This window comes from Arthrobacter sp. B10-11, from assembly GCF_033142195.1.
Taxonomy (GTDB): Bacteria; Actinomycetota; Actinomycetes; order Actinomycetales; family Micrococcaceae; genus Arthrobacter; species Arthrobacter oryzae_C.
In genome coordinates, this window is the sequence record NZ_JAWMTH010000004.1 from 275940 (window position 1) to 292802 (window position 16863).

At 66.6% G+C, this 16863-nt stretch carries 14 protein-coding genes; 11 read left to right on the top strand and 3 right to left on the bottom strand.

All coding sequences use genetic code 11. The annotated features are described in order from the left end of the window. Positions 1-10: 10 nt before the first annotated feature. Entirely contained in the window at positions 11-634 is a 624-nt protein-coding gene (gene hxlA, locus RW112_RS14355; RefSeq protein WP_317782422.1) for a 3-hexulose-6-phosphate synthase, read from the top strand. 485 nt (positions 635-1119) lie between these two features. After that, positions 1120-1686 carry a hypothetical protein gene (locus tag RW112_RS14360; protein WP_317782423.1) on the top strand — a complete coding sequence of 189 codons (567 nt, stop codon included), beginning with the start codon at positions 1120-1122 and terminating at the stop codon, positions 1684-1686. Positions 1687-1918: 232 nt separating this feature from the next. On the opposite strand, the gene RW112_RS14365 is transcribed toward RW112_RS14360, so the two are convergent. Continuing rightward, positions 1919-2590 carry a GntR family transcriptional regulator gene (locus RW112_RS14365; protein WP_317782424.1) on the bottom strand — a complete coding sequence of 224 codons (672 nt, stop codon included), beginning with the start codon at positions 2588-2590 and terminating at the stop codon, positions 1919-1921. A gap of 157 nt (positions 2591-2747) precedes the next feature. Between RW112_RS14365 and glyA the strand changes: the two genes are divergently transcribed. Genes glyA through purU form a run of 7 tightly spaced genes read left to right on the top strand, consistent with a single transcriptional unit; the run spans position 2748 to position 11661 of the window. Beyond that, positions 2748-4115 carry a serine hydroxymethyltransferase gene (gene glyA / locus RW112_RS14370; RefSeq protein WP_317782425.1) on the top strand — a complete coding sequence of 456 codons (1368 nt, stop codon included), beginning with the start codon at positions 2748-2750 and terminating at the stop codon, positions 4113-4115. Then, positions 4112-5332: a sarcosine oxidase subunit beta family protein gene (locus RW112_RS14375; protein ID WP_317782426.1), complete on the top strand. Its 1221-nt coding sequence runs from the start codon at positions 4112-4114 to the stop codon at positions 5330-5332. The genes glyA and RW112_RS14375 overlap by 4 nt, the downstream gene beginning before the upstream one ends. A 27-nt stretch (positions 5333-5359) precedes the next feature. Then, positions 5360-5797 (top strand): sarcosine oxidase subunit delta, encoded by a 438-nt coding sequence (locus RW112_RS14380; RefSeq protein ID WP_317782427.1) that lies wholly within the window; start codon positions 5360-5362, stop codon positions 5795-5797. Continuing rightward, on the top strand, positions 5794-8757 hold the full coding sequence (locus RW112_RS14385) for a 2Fe-2S iron-sulfur cluster-binding protein (protein ID WP_317782428.1): 2964 nt from the start codon (positions 5794-5796) through the stop codon (positions 8755-8757). The genes RW112_RS14380 and RW112_RS14385 overlap by 4 nt, the downstream gene beginning before the upstream one ends. Further along, positions 8750-9385 (top strand): sarcosine oxidase subunit gamma, encoded by a 636-nt coding sequence (locus RW112_RS14390; protein WP_317782429.1) that lies wholly within the window; start codon positions 8750-8752, stop codon positions 9383-9385. Before RW112_RS14385 ends, RW112_RS14390 begins: the two co-directional genes overlap by 8 nt. Further along, positions 9385-10758: an L-serine ammonia-lyase gene (locus RW112_RS14395; RefSeq protein ID WP_317782430.1), complete on the top strand. Its 1374-nt coding sequence runs from the start codon at positions 9385-9387 to the stop codon at positions 10756-10758. The genes RW112_RS14390 and RW112_RS14395 overlap by 1 nt, the downstream gene beginning before the upstream one ends. 3 nt (positions 10759-10761) lie before the next feature. Continuing rightward, positions 10762-11661 carry a formyltetrahydrofolate deformylase gene (gene purU, locus RW112_RS14400; RefSeq protein WP_317782431.1) on the top strand — a complete coding sequence of 300 codons (900 nt, stop codon included), beginning with the start codon at positions 10762-10764 and terminating at the stop codon, positions 11659-11661. A 267-nt stretch (positions 11662-11928) separates the two neighbouring features. Here purU and RW112_RS14405 read toward each other — a convergent pair whose 3' ends face one another. Then, positions 11929-13503, bottom strand: a complete 1575-nt coding sequence (locus RW112_RS14405; protein ID WP_317782432.1) for a PucR family transcriptional regulator — start codon at positions 13501-13503, stop codon at positions 11929-11931. A gap of 108 nt (positions 13504-13611) precedes the next feature. On the opposite strand from RW112_RS14405, the gene RW112_RS14410 reads away from it, so the two are divergent. Next, on the top strand, positions 13612-15165 hold the full coding sequence (locus tag RW112_RS14410) for a cytosine permease (RefSeq protein WP_317782433.1): 1554 nt from the start codon (positions 13612-13614) through the stop codon (positions 15163-15165). A 14-nt stretch (positions 15166-15179) separates the two neighbouring features. After that, positions 15180-16145, top strand: coding sequence for a polysaccharide deacetylase (locus RW112_RS14415; RefSeq protein WP_317782434.1), 966 nt, complete (start codon positions 15180-15182; stop codon positions 16143-16145). Between the two features lie 168 nt (positions 16146-16313). Here RW112_RS14415 and bcp read toward each other — a convergent pair whose 3' ends face one another. Beyond that, positions 16314-16793: a thioredoxin-dependent thiol peroxidase gene (gene bcp / locus RW112_RS14420; protein ID WP_317782435.1), complete on the bottom strand. Its 480-nt coding sequence runs from the start codon at positions 16791-16793 to the stop codon at positions 16314-16316. Positions 16794-16863 lie beyond the last annotated feature (70 nt).

Here is a 16863-nt window from a genome sequence, read left to right on the forward strand (position 1 = left end):
GAAGAAACACATGAAACTGCAAGTCGCCATGGACGTCCTGACCGTCGAAGCAGCCCTCGAGCTCGCCGGCAAAGTTGCCGAATACGTTGACATCATCGAACTCGGCACACCGCTGGTGAAGAACGCCGGGCTGTCCGCCGTGACCGCCGTCAAGACGGCCCACCCGGACAAGATCGTCTTTGCCGACATGAAGACCATGGACGCCGGCGAACTCGAAGCCGAGATCGCTTTCAGCGCCGGAGCAGACCTGGTCTCCGTCCTGGGCAGCGCCGACGACTCCACCATTGCCGGCGCCGTCAAAGCAGCCAAGGCCCACAACAAGGGCATCGTTGTTGACCTGATCGGCGTCGCGGACAAAGTTACCCGCGCCCAGGAAGCCCGCGCCCTGGGCGCCAAGTTCATCGAGTTCCACGCCGGCCTGGACGAGCAGGCCAAGCCGGGCTACAACCTGAACGTGCTGCTCACGGCGGGGGAGGAAGCCCGGGTGCCGTTCTCCGTGGCCGGCGGAGTGAACATTTCCACCATCAATGCCGTGCAGCGCGCCGGTGCCGATGTCGCCGTCGTCGGCGGTTCCATCTACAGCGCCGCTGATCCCGCGCTGGCCGCGAAGGAACTGCGCGCCGCGATCATCTAGCAAGTATTGCCGCGACCCGAGGTGCGGAACGGCGGCCGGATTCGAGTAGTGACCGCCGTTCCGTCCGGGCCGCAGCCGTGCCACACTTGGTGGACTAATCGATTGACTGGGGGGATCCACGTCAGGAGATTGTCATGGGCACTGTGATGCAACCCCGTACCGCCGGCCGTCGGGTGGCGGTGAGCACCCCATGATGATCGGCTGGGCCTACCTCACAGCGGCCATCGTCACCGTGGACTCGCTGCTGCTGGGACTGCTGTTATTGAATATCCGCTGGCCCAGGCGCTGGAAGAAGCACGGCTGACGGACTGCACTTCAGCGTTTTCGGCGAGTGGCCTGACCTCCCGGCAAGCATTCACAGCATGCCGACAGGATCCGAACAGCCGTGCCCTATGTTGGCGCTGCATCTTTGAGTGAAGGACGGTGCAAACCGGCCGTTCTTCCCCAAAGAGCCGTTTCATACGGCGGATCGAGGAGATATCAGAATGTCACGCACGAAGAGAATCACGCTCGGCCTGACGGCCGGGGCACTTGCACTGGGCGCCGGACTCGGAGTCACCGGGATGGCCTCGGCGGCAGAGACCCCCACCCCCAGCGCCACGGCGTCAGCCAGCACCGACGGCTCAACAGCCACTGAGGGCGGAAAGCGCGGCGGGCACAAGGGCGGCGGCGACCGAGGACAGCTCGCAGCAGACCTGGCAACGAAGCTCGGCGTCGAGGAAGCCAAGGTGACCGAGGCCATCCAGGCGTTCCGGGAGGCCAACAAGCCCACCGAGGCGGCGGACGGCACCAAGCCGGCCGAAGGCACCAAGCCGGACCGCTCCGCCATGGACGCGGAGATGGCGAAGTCCCTGGCTGAAGCGCTCGGCGTCGAGGAATCCAAGGTCACCGCAGCCCTGGAGGAAATCCGCGCGGCCAGCCAGGCCGAACGGGCAGCAGCCCTCAAGACCCGGCTGGACACCGCCGTCACCGACGGAAAGCTGACCCAGGCAGAGGCGGATGCCGTCACGAAGGCCGTGGAAGCCGGCGTGATCGGGGGCGGCGGCCGGTAGCGCTGCCACCTCCCTCGGGACGCTCTCTCACTACCGGGCGGCTCAACCGGGACGCCCTCTCACTTCCGGGCGGCTCAACCGGGACGCCCTCTCACTTCCTGCCGCTTCAGGCGAAACGCTCTCTCACTTTCTTGAGGAAAGTGAGAGAGCGTTTCGGTTTTATATGCGAAAGGTGAGAGAGCGTTTCGGTGTTAATTGCAGGGAGTGAGAGAGCGTCCGGGGGGCAGGCGGCTTAGAGCACCTTCCGGATGGTTTCCTCGAAGCTCGTGACATGGTGCAGTGCCAGCTTGGCGGCCCTGTCGGCGTCGCCCTCCGCAACCGCTTCGAGGAGTTCCACATGTTCAGTGATGTGGCCGCTCACTGACGGCACCTTGTCCAGGACCACGCACCAGATCCGGGTTGCAAGGTTGTCGTAGCGGATCAGGGTGTTCTCCAGGTGCGGGTTCGCGGCCGCCTTGTAGATGAGGCGGTGGACCGTCAGGTCGTACCGCATGAGTTCACGCGACTCCGCGGGACTGGGGTCCAGCTCGGCGATGGTCTTGGCCACCTGCAGCAGTTCGCGGCGCATGGCCGCACTAGCCCTGGTGGCCGCGCGCCGCGCCGCCAGCGGTTCGAGTAGCTCCCGGACCTCCGACACATCGGCCAACTCCGTGAAGTCCACGTTGGTGGCGAAAGTTCCCCGGCGGGGATAGGACACCACCAGGTGGTCCACCTCCAGCCGCTTGATCGCTTCGCGCACAGGAGTGCGGCCGGATCCGAACTCGGCCGCCAGCTGGCCATCATTGATGGGTTCGCCCGGGCGGATCTCCAGCATGATCAGCTTGTCGCGCAGCTGCCGGTACGCGGCCTCCGCCTGGGACGGGGCCTCGTCCTCGACGGAAGCCAGGGCGGGAAGTGCATTCAAGGCGCCGCTCCATTCATCGCTACTTAGAATCCGGGTTCCAAGCGGAAGCTCAGTGTCACTTTGCTTCCACCCCTTGACTCTCTTGTGATCCCAATCATACCATTGCACTCACACTAATATATTAGTTTTGCAGCAATAGTATTTCAAAGGAGCAACCGTGGTTGAGCAGTTGAACGAGCGACTTTCCGCAGTCGATCCCGAGGTCCAGCAGGCCATTGTCCGCGAGCTGGACCGCCAGCAGTCAACGCTGGAAATGATCGCCTCGGAGAATTTCGCCCCCGCGGCCGTCATGGAGGCGCAGGGCTCAGTCCTGACCAACAAGTACGCCGAGGGTTACCCGGGCAAGCGCTACTATGGCGGCTGCGAGCACGTTGACGTGATCGAGCAGCTGGCCATCGACCGGGTGAAGGCCCTGTTCGGCGCGGAGTTCGCCAACGTGCAGCCGCACTCCGGCGCGCAGGCCAACGCCGCCGCCATGTTCGCCCTGCTGAACCCGGGCGACACCATCATGGGCCTGAACCTCGCCCACGGCGGGCACCTCACCCACGGCATGAAGATCAACTTCTCCGGCAAGCTCTACAACGTGGTTCCGTACCACGTGCGTGAATCGGACCTCAGGATCGATATGGCCGAAGTAGAGGCCCTCGCGCTGCAGCACCGCCCCCGGCTGATCGTGGCCGGATGGTCCGCGTACTCCCGCCAGCTGGACTTCGCCGAGTTCCGCCGGATCGCCGACCTGGTTGGCGCCTACCTCATGGTGGACATGGCCCACTTCGCCGGCCTGGTCGCCGCAGGGCTGCACCCGAACCCGGTGCCGTACGCCGACGTCGTCACCACCACCACCCACAAGACCCTCGGCGGACCGCGCGGCGGAGTCATCCTGGCCAAGGAGGAATTCGCCCGCAAGATCAACAGCGCAGTGTTCCCGGGCCAGCAGGGCGGCCCGCTGGAGCACGTCATCGCCGCCAAGGCCGTGGCCTTCAAGCTGGCCGGCTCGCCGGAGTTCAAGGAACGCCAGGAACGCGTCCTGCAGGGCTCCAAGCTGCTGGCCGAACGGCTCCTCCGCGACGACGTCGCAGCAGCCGGCATCTCCGTGGTCAACGGCGGCACCGACGTGCACCTGGTCCTGGTTGACCTCCGCAACTCTGAACTGGACGGGCAGCAGGCCGAAGACGCCCTGCACCGGATCGGCATCACGGTCAACCGCAACGCCGTCCCGTTCGACCCGCGCCCGCCAATGGTTTCCTCCGGCCTCCGGATCGGCACTCCCGCCCTGGCAACCCGCGGCTTCGGCGCCGTGGAGTTCGCCGAAGTAGCGGACATCATTGCGACGGCGCTCATCGCCGCTGCCGGCAACGAAACCGCCGGCAGCGAAACCGCCGGCGTATCGCTCAGCGAGGATACCGCCGTCGAACTCCGCGCCCGCGTCACCGCCCTCGCCGACCAGTTCCCGCTCTACCCCCACCTCATCAACGGCACCGAGATTGCCGCCTTCGAATCAGACCTGATTGGAGCAGCCCAGTGAGTGCAGATCTCCTCCCCGAGCACCCGGATTTCCTCTGGCGCAACCCGGAGCCCAAGTCCTCCTACGACGCCGTGATTGTGGGCGGCGGCGGACACGGCTTGGCAACGGCCTACTACCTGGCCAAGAACCACGGCATGACCAACATCGCCGTCCTTGAAAAGGGTTGGCTGGCTGGCGGCAACATGGCCCGCAACACCACCATCATCCGTTCCAACTACCTCTGGGACGAGAGCGCGGCCATCTACGAGCACGCCCTGAAGCTGTGGGAGATCCTGCCGGAAGAGCTTGAATACGACTTCCTGTTCAGCCAGCGCGGCGTCATGAACCTGGCCCACACCCTCGGTGATGTCCGCGAAAGCATCCGCCGCGTCGGAGCGAACAAGCTCAACGGCGTGGACGCGGAATGGCTGGAGCCGGACCAGGTCAAGGAACTCTGCCCCATCCTGAACATCAGCGACAACATCCGCTACCCCGTCATGGGCGCCACCTACCAGCCCCGTGCCGGCATCGCCAAGCACGACCACGTGGCCTGGGCCTTCGCCCGCAAGTGCGACGAGCTCGGCGTGGACATCATCCAGAACTGCGAAGTCACCGGCTTCCTCAAGGACGGTAACCGCGTGGTGGGCGTCAAGACCAACCGCGGCACCATCCACACCGAAAAGGTGGGCCTGTGCGCGGCCGGCCACAGCTCGGTCCTGGCTGAAATGGCCGGCTTCCGGCTGCCCATCCAGTCGCACCCGCTCCAGGCCCTGGTCTCCGAACTGCACGAGCCGGTCCACCCGACGGTGGTCATGTCCAACCACGTGCACGTCTACGTCTCCCAGGCGCACAAGGGCGAACTGGTCATGGGCGCCGGCGTCGACTCCTACAACGGCTACGGCCAGCGCGGCTCCTTCCACGTGATCGAACACCAGATGGCCGCCGCCGTCGAACTGTTCCCCATCTTCGCCCGGGCACACGTGCTCCGGACCTGGGGCGGCATCGTGGACACCACCCTGGACGCCTCGCCCATCGTGGGCACCACACCGGTGGACAACATGTTCGTCAACTGCGGATGGGGAACGGGCGGTTTCAAGGGCACCCCTGCTGCAGGCCTCACCTTCGCCCACACCATCGCCACCGGGGCACCGCACCAGCTGAACAAGCCGTTTGCGCTGGAACGCTTCGAAACCGGTGCCCTGATCGACGAACACGGCGCAGCCGCCGTCGCCCACTAGCCGCCGTCCCATAGAAAGAAGACGCACATGCTGCTTATCTCATGCCCCAACTGCGGCTCGCGCGACGAGACCGAGTTCCACTACGGCGGCCAGGCCCACGTGCCCTACCCGGAGAACCCGAACGAACTGAACGACCGCGAATGGGCCGAGTTCCTTTTCTACCGCGACAACACCAAGGGCATTTTTGCCGAACGGTGGCTCCACAGCACCGGCTGCCGCCAGTGGTTCAACATGCTCCGCGACACCGTCAGCTACGACATCCAGGCCGTCTACCCGATGGGCACGCCCCGTCCCGCAGCCGCCGCCGCGGCCGCCGAATCCGGCACCGCCAGCCTCGCCGCTGACAGCACCACCACCGGCAGCGCCGCGCCCAGCACCTCGGCAACCAGCATCGCTGAAACCAGCACTTCTGCAACAAGCACCAACGCCTCCAGCACCACCGCCCCGGAAGGAGCAACCAAGTGACTTCCCAGAACGCCCGCCTCGCCGCCGGCGGACGCATCGACCGCAGCATTTCCTGGCGCTTCACCGTGGACGGCGAAGAGTTCACCGGACACCCCGGCGACACCCTCGCCTCGGCGCTGCTTGCCAACGGCCGCATCGCCGCCGGCAACTCACTCTATGAGGACCGTGCCCGCGGCATCATGTCCGCCGGTGTTGAAGAAGCCAATGCACTGGTCAAGGTGGCACCCCGGTTCCCCGGCCACGTGGCCGAATCCATGCTTCCCGCCACCACGGTCACGCTGGTGGACGGTCTCCAGGCCGAGCTGCTCAACGGCCTGGGCCGCCTGGACCCGGAGGAAGACCGCGCCGAGTACGACAAGAAGTACGTGCACACGGACGTCCTGGTAATCGGTGGCGGCCCCGCCGGCCTGGCAGCGGCCCGCGAAGCCGTCCGCACCGGCGCCCGCGTGATGCTGCTGGACGACCAGCCCGAACTCGGCGGCACGCTCCTGTCCGGATCCACCGCCCCTGACCTGGCCGAGGCCGTCGAAGGCAAGCCCGCGCTGGAATGGGTGGCCGACGTCGAAGCTGAACTCGTGTCCGCTGCCGAATGCACCGTCCTGAACCGCACCACGGCCTTCGGCGCCTACGACGCCAACTACGTCATCGCCGTCCAGAACCGCACCGACCACCTGTCCAGCCCGGCCGCCCCCGGAGTGTCCCGGCAGCGGATTTGGCACATCCGTGCCAATCAGGTGGTCCTGGCTCCCGGCGCCCACGAACGTCCGCTGGTCTTCGAGAACAACGACCGCCCCGGCGTCATGCTCGCCTCCGCTGTCCGCAGCTACCTCAACCGCTACGCAGTTGCCGCCGGCCAGCGCGTTGTCATCAGCACCACCAACGACAGCGCCTACGCCCTGGCTTCGGACCTGCGGGCTGCCGGCGTCAAGGTCGCCGCCGTCGTGGACGCCCGTCCCCGCCTCACGGAGGTGGCTGCTGCCGCCGTCGAATCCGGCACCCGCGTGCTGATCGGCAGCGCAGTGGCCAACACGGCTGCTGATGAGTCCGGCGACGCCGGATCAAACGACGGCCGGCTGACCTCCGTCACCGTCCGCAGCATCAACGACGACGGCGAACTCACCTCCGGCATCGAAGAGATCGCCTGCGACCTGCTGGCAGTCTCCGGCGGCTGGAGCCCGCTCGTCCACCTCCACTCCCAGCGGCAGGGCAAGCTGCGCTGGGACGAAGACCTGGCGGCCTTCGTGCCGAGCACCGTCGTCCCGAACCAGCAGACCATCGGCTCCGGACGCGGCAGCTTCGACCTCGCAGACTGCCTGGCCGAGGGCATCTCCGCCGGTGCGGCGGCAGCCATCGCCGCCGGCTTCGCCTCCGAAACCAAGCCGTCCGTCATCGGCGAACCGAAGGCATCCGCCCCCACCCGCCAGCTGTGGCTGGTCCCGGGCCAGGCGGGCACGCCGGATGACTGGCACCACCACTTCGTGGACTTCCAGCGCGACCAGTCCGTGGCTGACGTGCTGCGGTCCACCGGTGCCGGCATGCGGTCCGTGGAGCACATCAAGCGCTACACCTCCATCAGCACCGCCAACGACCAGGGCAAGACCTCCGGCGTCAACGCGATCGGCGTCATCGCCGCAGCACTGCGCACAGCCGGCGAAGCGTCCCGGGGCATCGGCGACATCGGCACCACCACCTACCGCGCACCTTTCACCCCGGTGGCATTCGCGGCCCTCGCCGGACGCCAGCGCGGCGAACTGTTCGACCCCGCCCGCGTCACCTCGATCCACCCGTGGCACGTCGCCAAGGGCGCCCTGTTCGAGGACGTGGGGCAGTGGAAGCGTCCCTGGTACTACCCGCAGGCCGGGGAGGACATGGACACCGCCGTGCTGCGTGAAGGCGCCGCCGTCCGCGAGTCCGTGGGCTTCATGGACGCCACCACGCTGGGCAAGATCGAAATCCGGGGCAAGGACGCCGGTGAGTTCCTCAACCGGATCTACACCAACGCCTTCAAGAAGCTCGCCCCGGGTTCCGCCCGCTACGGCGTGATGTGCATGGCCGACGGCATGATTTTCGACGACGGCGTGACCCTGCGCCTCGACGAGGACCGGTTCTTCATGACCACCACCACCGGCGGCGCCGCGAAGGTGCTGGACTGGCTGGAGGAATGGCTGCAGACCGAGTGGCCCGAGCTGGATGTGCACTGCACCTCGGTGACCGAACAGTGGAGCACCATTGCCGTCGTCGGACCCAAATCCCGCGCGGTGATCGCCAAGGTGGCGCCCGAACTCGCCGCCGGCGGCGGACTGGAGGCGGAAGCCTTCCCGTTCATGACCTTCCGCGAAACCACCCTCGCCTCCGGCGTGCAGGCCCGGATCTGCCGGATCTCCTTCTCCGGCGAACTGGCCTACGAAATCAACGTGCCGTCCTGGTACGGGCTGAACACCTGGGAAGCCGTGGCAGCCGCCGGGGCCGAATTCAACATCACCCCCTACGGCACCGAAACCATGCACGTGCTCCGCGCCGAAAAGGGCTACCCGATCGTCGGGCAGGACACCGACGGCACGGTCACCCCGCAGGACGCGGGGATGGAATGGGTGGTCTCCAAGGCCAAGGAGTTCATCGGCAAGCGCTCCTACGCCCGGGCCGACGCCCAGCGCGAGGACCGCAAGCACCTGGTCAGCGTCCTTCCCGTGGACGGAACGCTGCGGCTGCCGGAAGGCACCCAGCTCGTGGAGAAGGGCGTTACCACCAACCCCGCCTACGGACCCGTTCCCATGCAGGGCTTCGTGACCTCGAGCTACCACAGCGCCGCCCTGGGCCGGTCCTTTGGCCTGGCACTGATCAAGAACGGCCGCAACCGCATCGGCGAGACCCTCGTGGCCGCCGCCGGTGACCAGCTCGTTGACGTAGTCGTCGCAGAAACCGTACTTTTTGACCCCGAAGGGACCCGCAAAGATGGCTAACACAGCAGCACTCGAAGGCATCAATGGACTCCGGGACATCCGCCGCAGCCCGGCTTCACACCTGGCCGCCGCGCTGGAGGCCGGCTCCGTGGAAGGAACGGTGGTCCTGAAAGAGGGCCCGTTCCAGACCATGGCCGGGATCCGCGTGGCCCTCAACTCCGAGGAAGGGGCACGGGTCGCGTCTGTCATCGGCGGACTGCCGGCACGCTGCGGCGAGGTCCGCGGCACGGAGGACGTCAGCGTCCTCTGGCTCGGCCCCGCAGAGTTCCTGGTGGTGGCACCGGAAGAAGCGCACGACTCCCTGGGCGGCGACCTCATCCGCGCACTCCACACCGCGCTGGGCGACGCCCCGGGCCAGGTGGTGGACCTGTCCGCCAACCGCACCACGTTCGAACTCTCCGGACCCCGCGCCCGCGCCGTCCTGGAGAAGGGCTGCGCCTTGGACCTGCACCCACGGAGCTTCACGCCCGGAACTGCCCTGAACACCGAGGTGGGCAACATCCCGGTGGTCCTGCTTAAGTCCGGCGAGGACAGCTTCCGGCTCTTCCCGCGGGCTTCGTTCGCGGACTTCCTGGGCCGCTGGCTCCTGGACGCCATGAGGGAATACGCCTCCCCCGAGGTGCCCTGATGGCGCTGAGCGCCCTGGACCTCTTCTCCGTTGGCATCGGGCCGTCGTCGTCACACACGGTCGGCCCGATGCGGGCGGCGAAACTGTTCGCCGAAGGGCTCAAAGGTGACGGCCACCTGAGCGCCACCACACGGGTCCAGGCCGAACTGTTCGGATCGCTCGGCGCCACCGGCCGGGGCCACGGCTCCGACAAAGCCGTGGTGCTCGGGCTCCAGGGCCTGGACCCGGAAACCGTGGACACCTCCACCGCCGACGACCAGGTGGCGGCCGCCGCCCTGGACGCCGAACTCCGGATCGGCGGGGACCACCGGGTGGACTTCAACTGGGACGAGGACGTGGTGCTGCACCGCCGCAAGTCCCTGCCCGCCCACCCCAACGGCATGACCTTCCGGGCGCTGGACCACACCGGCGCCGTCCTCAGCGAACGGAGCTTCTATTCGATTGGCGGCGGCTTCGTGGTTGACGGGGACGCCGACGCCGGAGACAAAGTGGTGGCGGACGACACCCCGCTGCCGTACCCCTTCACCACGGCCGACGAACTCCTCGAGATCTGCCGCCGCGAAGGGATGTCCATCTCCGACGTCATGCTCGCCAACGAGCTCATGTGGCGCAGCGAAGCGGAGCTCCGCGCGGAGCTGCTGAAACTCTGGGCCGTCATGCGCGAATGCGTGGACAACGGCTGCGCCGCGGAAGGGATCCTTCCCGGCGGGCTGAACGTAAGGCGCCGGGCGCCGTCGTTGTTCAAGACCCTGACCGCGGACACCGGCGTGACCGACCCGCTCCGGGCGATGGAATGGGTGAACTTGTTCGCGCTCGCGGTGAACGAGGAAAACGCCGCCGGCGGGCGGATCGTCACGGCTCCCACCAACGGCGCGGCCGGGATCGTTCCTGCGGTGCTGCACTACTACACCAAGTTTGTTCCCGGAGCCGACGACGACGGTGTGGTCCGCTTCCTGCTGGCCGCGGCCGCCGTCGGGATCCTGTTCAAGATCAACGCCTCCATCTCCGGCGCGGAAGTCGGCTGCCAGGGCGAAGTGGGCTCGGCCTGCTCCATGGCCGCGGCCGGTCTGTGCGAGGTCCTCGGCGGCACACCCGAACAGGTGGAGAACGCCGCCGAAGTGGGCATCGAACACAACCTCGGCCTGACCTGCGACCCCGTCGGCGGCCTGGTGCAGATCCCCTGCATCGAACGCAACGCCATTGCCAGTGTGAAAGCCATCAACGCCGCCCGCCTTGCCCTGCACGGGGACGGCAGCCACAAGGTGTCCCTCGACAAAGCCATCAAAACGATGCGCGAAACAGGAGCCGACATGAAAACCAAGTACAAGGAGACCTCCCGCGGAGGCCTCGCCGTCAACGTGATTGAGTGCTGAGCCATGACTGCTATCCAGACTGAAACGTCATCCCGTCCCGAATCGGCCACCACCGTTGAGCACGTCCTGACCCTGGACTGCCGCGAGTCACCGGGCATCGTCCACGCCGTCTCCGGTTTCCTGCTGGAACACGGCTGCGACATCATCGACAACCAGCAGTTCGGTGAACGTTCCGAAGGGCACTTCTTCATGCGGGTGCACTTCGCGTCCGACGGCGACGCCTCCACCGCGGATACGCTGCGGACCGCTTTCGCCCCGGTGGCTGAACGCTTCGGAATGAGCTGGCGGCTGGAGCCGAATGGCGCCAAGCGCAAGGTGCTGATCATGGTGTCCAAGTTCGGGCACTGCCTCAACGACCTGCTGTTCCGCGCCCGGATCGGCGAACTGCCGGTGGACGTGGTGGCAGTGGTCTCGAACCACACCGACCACCAGACATTGGTGGAATGGCACGGCATCCCGTTCTTCCACGTGCCCGTCACCGCGGCCACCAAGCCCGAGGCCGAAGCGCGGCTGCTGGAACTGGTGGACGAGTACGACGTGGAGCTCGTGGTGCTGGCCCGCTACATGCAGGTCCTCAGCGACGGCCTGACCCGCAAGCTGGACGGGCGTGCGATCAACATCCACCACTCGTTCCTGCCCAGCTTCAAGGGTGCCAAGCCGTACCACCAGGCCTATGCCCGCGGAGTGAAAACCGTGGGTGCCACGGCGCACTACGTCAACGGCGAACTGGACGAGGGACCCATCATCGCCCAGCAGGTGGTGGAAGTGGACCACACCTACGGCCCGGAAGACCTGGTGGCCGCCGGGCGCGACACCGAGTGCAAGGCGTTGTCCAACGCGGTCCGCTGGCACTGCGAAGGCCGGGTCATCCTGCGCGGCAACAGGACGGTAGTGCTCCGCTAACCACGCCCTGTCGGTCCTACCGGGACGCTCTCTCACTTCCTGTTGGTCCTACCGGGATGCTCTCTCACTTCCTGTCGGTCCAACCGGGATGCTCTCTCACTTCCTGCCGGTTCAACCGGGACGCTCTCTCACTTTCTGTCGGTCCAACCGGGATGCTCTCTCACTTCCTTGGGGGAAGTGAGAGAGCGTCCCGGGTTTTTCTGCGTTAAGTGAGAGAGCGTCCCGTTTTTTCGTGCAGTAAGTGAGAGAGCGTCCTGCCGTGCCCGGCTACAACGCGGCCAGCCTGGTGGCCAGGTGCAGCGCGGCGAGCCGGCCGGTTCCGCGCGGATCGCCGCCGCACAACTCAAAAATCCGCTGCAGCCGGTGGTGCATGGACTGCCGCTCCACATGCAGCTCCCGGGCGGCCTGCGCTGTATTGCAGCCCGAGTCGAGCCAGATGGACAGGGTCTGGAGCAGCCGGGAGTTCCGCCGGGCGTCGTGGTCCAGCACGGGTCCCAGCTGCCGGCGGACAAAATCCTGCCGCGCGTCCTGGTCCAGGTGCTGCGCCGCCAACCGCTCCACGGCGAGATTTTCGACGTCGAGCACCACACTGTCAGTGTCCGACGGCGGCACCGCCGCCGGCAGCGTCCCGTTCGACGCAAGGTCCAAGGCGACCTTCGCCTCCGACAGCGACCAAGGCGCGTCTTCGATTCCGGCCGCCAGCGGGCCAACCGCCGTCATCGTTCCGGGTTCAACCGGCAGTTCCTGCAAGGCGGCCACGAGTTCGGTCCGGGCCGCCGCAGCCCCGTCAAACGGCAGGGCCGCAAGCGCCAGGAGCTCCGCGTTGTCAACGTAGCTGGCGCTCTGCTGTGCCGTCCTCTTCAGGATCTTGTCCATGGCTGCCCGCAATTGCTGTGACGTGGAGGTCCGGACGACGACGGCCACCATCGTTGCGGCGGCCGGAATCCCGGCGGCGGGGGAGAGCTGCTGGAGCCGCCACGGCTGGCTGCCGGAACTGACTGCCCGCAACAGCGCCGTCCCCGCCACTTCCTTCAGCCCCGGGGGCATCCGCTGCAGCAGCGCGAGCGAAAGGATATCCACGCACCGGCCGCCGGCGACGCGCGCCAGGTTGACGTCGCCGTCGGCCGGGACGTTGATGATCAGCCTGGCCGACGGCACGCCGCGGACCGGCACATCGATGTTGATCAGGGCGCCGTCAGGTCCGTGGCCGTCTGTGCCGGGCTGGTGTTCGGAGACCGAACCGGGGCCGGTGTCCTCCGGCCGTGATCCGGCGCCGTCGGGGCCGGCGCTGCCGAGCGTCACGCCGGACACGGACGTAAGCTCCAGCGTTGCGCCGATGATTCCGGCCAGTACGGCAAGGATCTGGTCCAGGCCGCTGCCGTGGGCCAGTTCAACGGCCATTTCGTGGCTGGCCTCGTCAGCGCGGCGCAGGTGCGTCACTGATTCGCTGACCAGCATGGAGTTGATGGCCTGCATGATGCCCACGAACGGCACCACTTTGCGGAACTCAATGAGGGGCAGCCCGGCTTCCTCCGCTGCCCGCACCATGGAGGACGGAAGGGAAGCGAGCCGTTGGCCTGTTTCCACCACCAGCGCGCCCACCCCGCGCTCAGCGAGCTGCCGCACGTACTCCACGCGGCGCGCGTCCGAGGCCGTGACCAGCGCATCGCCGCCGGTGAGGAGCAGTTCGCCTCCGCTAAGTAAAGGTGCGATGTCCAAAACCTCACTGGAGTGGACCCACCGCAACTGCGTACCGGCCACTGCCGCGGCACCGGCGCGGATCACCGGATCCGCGGCTGTGAGGCTGGCGTGGTTGAGGACTTCATCGAGCTTGATGGGCATGACGCTCCGTAATGCAAAGGGTCGTTCTGATATACACATCGTATCTTGTTGGGTGTGGCTTGGAACACATAATCTGGATGTATCCCCTTTCCCCCTACGGAGGCCCCCATGCATAACAACTCCACTGCAGCACCGGCCGGCCAAGCGCCCGTAGCCGGCGAAGACGTCGAAGCCTGGCTTCAGCCCATCCCCGAATCCCAGCGGACCCGGAAGGTGTCCGGGCAGTTCTGGATCTGGGCAGGCGCCAACCTCGCACCCATCAACTGGGTGCTCGGCGCACTGGGCATCCACCTGGGCCTTGGCTTTGCCGACACGGTCACCGTTCTGGTCTTGGGGAACCTGATCGGAATGCTGCTGTTCGGCTGCTTCGTCCTGCTCGGCCAGAAGACCGGGGCCACCGGCATGGTGCTCGCCCGGGCAGCATTCGGCAGGCGCGGAAACTACCTGCCCGCCGCCATCCAGGCGCTGCTGGTCATCGGCTGGTGCGCCGTCAACACCTGGATCATCCTTGACCTGGTCATGGCCCTGTTCGGCACCCTTGGCTGGGTTGATCCGACAGCGCAGAACTATGCGTGGAAGATCGGCGTGGCCACCGCCATTATGGCCGCACAGGTAGCCATCGCCTGGTTCGGCTACAAGGCCATCGCAGCGTTTGAAAAGTGGACAGTGCCGCCCACCATCATCATTCTTGCTGTCATGTCCGCCGTCGCCTGGTTCGGCATGAAGATCGACTGGGGCTACGCCGGTCCTGCCGGCAACATCCTTGAAGGCTCTGAGCGGATCGCCGCGATGAGCGCTGTCATGACTGCAATCGGCATCGGCTGGGGCATCACCTGGTTCACCTACGCCGCCGACTACTCCCGCTTCGTGAGCACCGAAGTGCCCAAGAAGAAGGTCTACCTCGCCTCGGTCCTGGGCCAGTTCATCCCCGTCGTCTGGCTCGGCATCCTTGGTGCCAGCCTGGCCACCAACAGCGGCGAGATCGACCCCGGAAAGCTCATTGTCCAGAACTTCGGTGTCCTGGCACTCCCTGTCCTCCTGATGGTCCTGCACGGACCCATCGCCACGAACATCCTGAACATCTACACCTTCTCCGTTGCGACGCAGGCACTCGACATCACCATCAGCCGCCGCAAGCTCAACCTCTTCGTCGGCGTCTTCTCGCTGATCGCCGTCGTCTTCTTCATCTTCCAGGAGGATTTCGCCGCCGTGCTGGACGCCTGGCTGATCGGCCTCGTGGCTTGGGTGGCTGCCTGGGGCGGCGTGATGCTGGTGCACTACTTCTGGATCGAGAAGCGCTGGCCCGGCGAAACCGCACGCCTGTTCGACGGCGTGGGCACCAAGCGCCTCCCCGGCGTCAACTGGGCCGGTATCGTGTCCCTCCTGGTCGGCATCTTCTCCACCTGGCTGTTCATGTACGGGCTTGTCCCCGCAATGCAGGGCCCCATCGCCGTGGCCCTGGGCGGCTGGGATCTGTCCTGGCTGGCCGGCGGAGTCAGCAGCGCCGTCAGCTACGCGGTTCTCGGGCCCCGGGTCCACCGCAAATTTCTGGCCGACGCCGGATCCGCTCTGGTCCCGGTAGCCGCCCAGGACGCCGCTGCGTCTGACGCGGCCGCCCCTGAAGCGGCAGTCCGCCCGGCGCCCACCGCCATCTCACTCTAGAAAGGAAAAGGACCATGGAATTCCCCGCTTTCCCGGACTCCGCCCATCCCATCTCCTGGCCCGAAGGTTACCGGGCGGCCGCATCCTTCACGTTCGATGTGGATGCGGAGTCATGCACCATCGCGCACGATCCCACCAGCACGCGCCGGATGTCCCTCATGACCCACCAGTCCTACGGGCCCAAGGTCGCGGTGCCGCGGCTGCTGCAGATCTTGGACCGCCAGGACGTGCAGGCCACCTTCTTCATCCCCGGATTCACGGCCGAAAGCTACCCGGATGTGGTGCGCCGGATCGTGGACGCCGGGCATGAAATCGCCCACCACGGTTACCTGCACGAACCCATGCAGGGCATCGACGCCGCCACCGAGGCGCGGTACATCGACCGCGGGCTGGAGGCACTGGCCAAGGTCGCCGGCGTCCGGCCGGTGGGCTACCGCGCTCCCTGGTGGGAGCTGAACTGGCACTCGCCGGCGCTCCTCGCGGACCGCGGCTTCCTCTACGATTCCAGCCTGCTCGACGGCGACGCACCGTACCGTTTCAGCGTCGCCGAGGGCGATTCCCGGGACCTGGTGGAAATACCGGTGGACTGGGCGCTGGACGACTGGGAGCAGTACGCCTTCTACCCCGGGGTTACCGGCAGCGGAGTGATCGAAAGCCCCGCCAAGGTCCTGGAAATGTGGATGCTGGAGGCTGAGGCCCACCATGCGGCCGGTAGCTGCTTCGTGCTGACCAACCACCCGTTCATCTCCGGCCGGCCCTCCAAGGCCGTGGCCCTGGAACAGCTGATCAGCCGGGTCAAGGCCATGGACGGCATGTGGGTCACCACCATGGCCAAGATCGCCGAGCACACGCGGGACACCGTCACGGAGGTCCACACCCACGCCCGCATCGAGGTGCCTGGCTTCCCCGACGCGGGAGCCCGCTTCACCCCGGCCCAGGTGCGCCAGTCGGCACTTGCCTCGGACCGGTCCCGCCTCTAACCCCAGGGACGCTCTCTCACTTTTGATCCAAAATGCCGGAACCCTCTCTCACTTTCGTCAAGACAGTGAGAGAGGGTTCCGGTTTTTGTTGCGGTAAGTGAGAGAGCGTCGCCCCGAAACGGGTCAAAAGTGAGAGAGCGTCCTGGGGGGGGGAGGGGTGGGGGAAAGCTAGACGCCCAGGGCTTCCTTCAGTGCCGCCACGTGGCCCTGGGCCTTGACCTGGTACTGGGCCAGCTTGACCCTTCCTTCGGGATCGAGCACCACGGTGGAGCGGACGATGCCCTCGGTGACCTCGCCGTCGCGAAGCTTTTCGCCCCACGCGCCGTAGGCCAGGGCAACGGAATGGTCCTCGTCGGCCAGGAGCGGGAAGGTCAGTGCGAAGTCGCCCGTGAAGTGGGCCAGCTTTTCGGGGGCGTCGGGGGAGACGCCCAGCACCTCGTAGCCGGAGCCCTGCAGCGACTCGAGGCTGTCACGGAAGTCGCAGGCCTCGGTGGTGCAGCCGGGGGTGGCCGCTTCCGGGTAGAAGTACACAATCACGTTCTTGCCGCGGTAATCGGCCAGGGACGTCGGCTTGCCCTCCGCATCGGGCAGGGTGAAGTCCGGTGCCTGGGTTCCGGGCTGGAGCTTGGTGGTCAGTGTGTGGCTCATGGTGATCCTTCGGGAGTCTGGTTTCTGACAAAAGCGTGTTGGGAAGCGGACGTATTACTGGAACAACCGC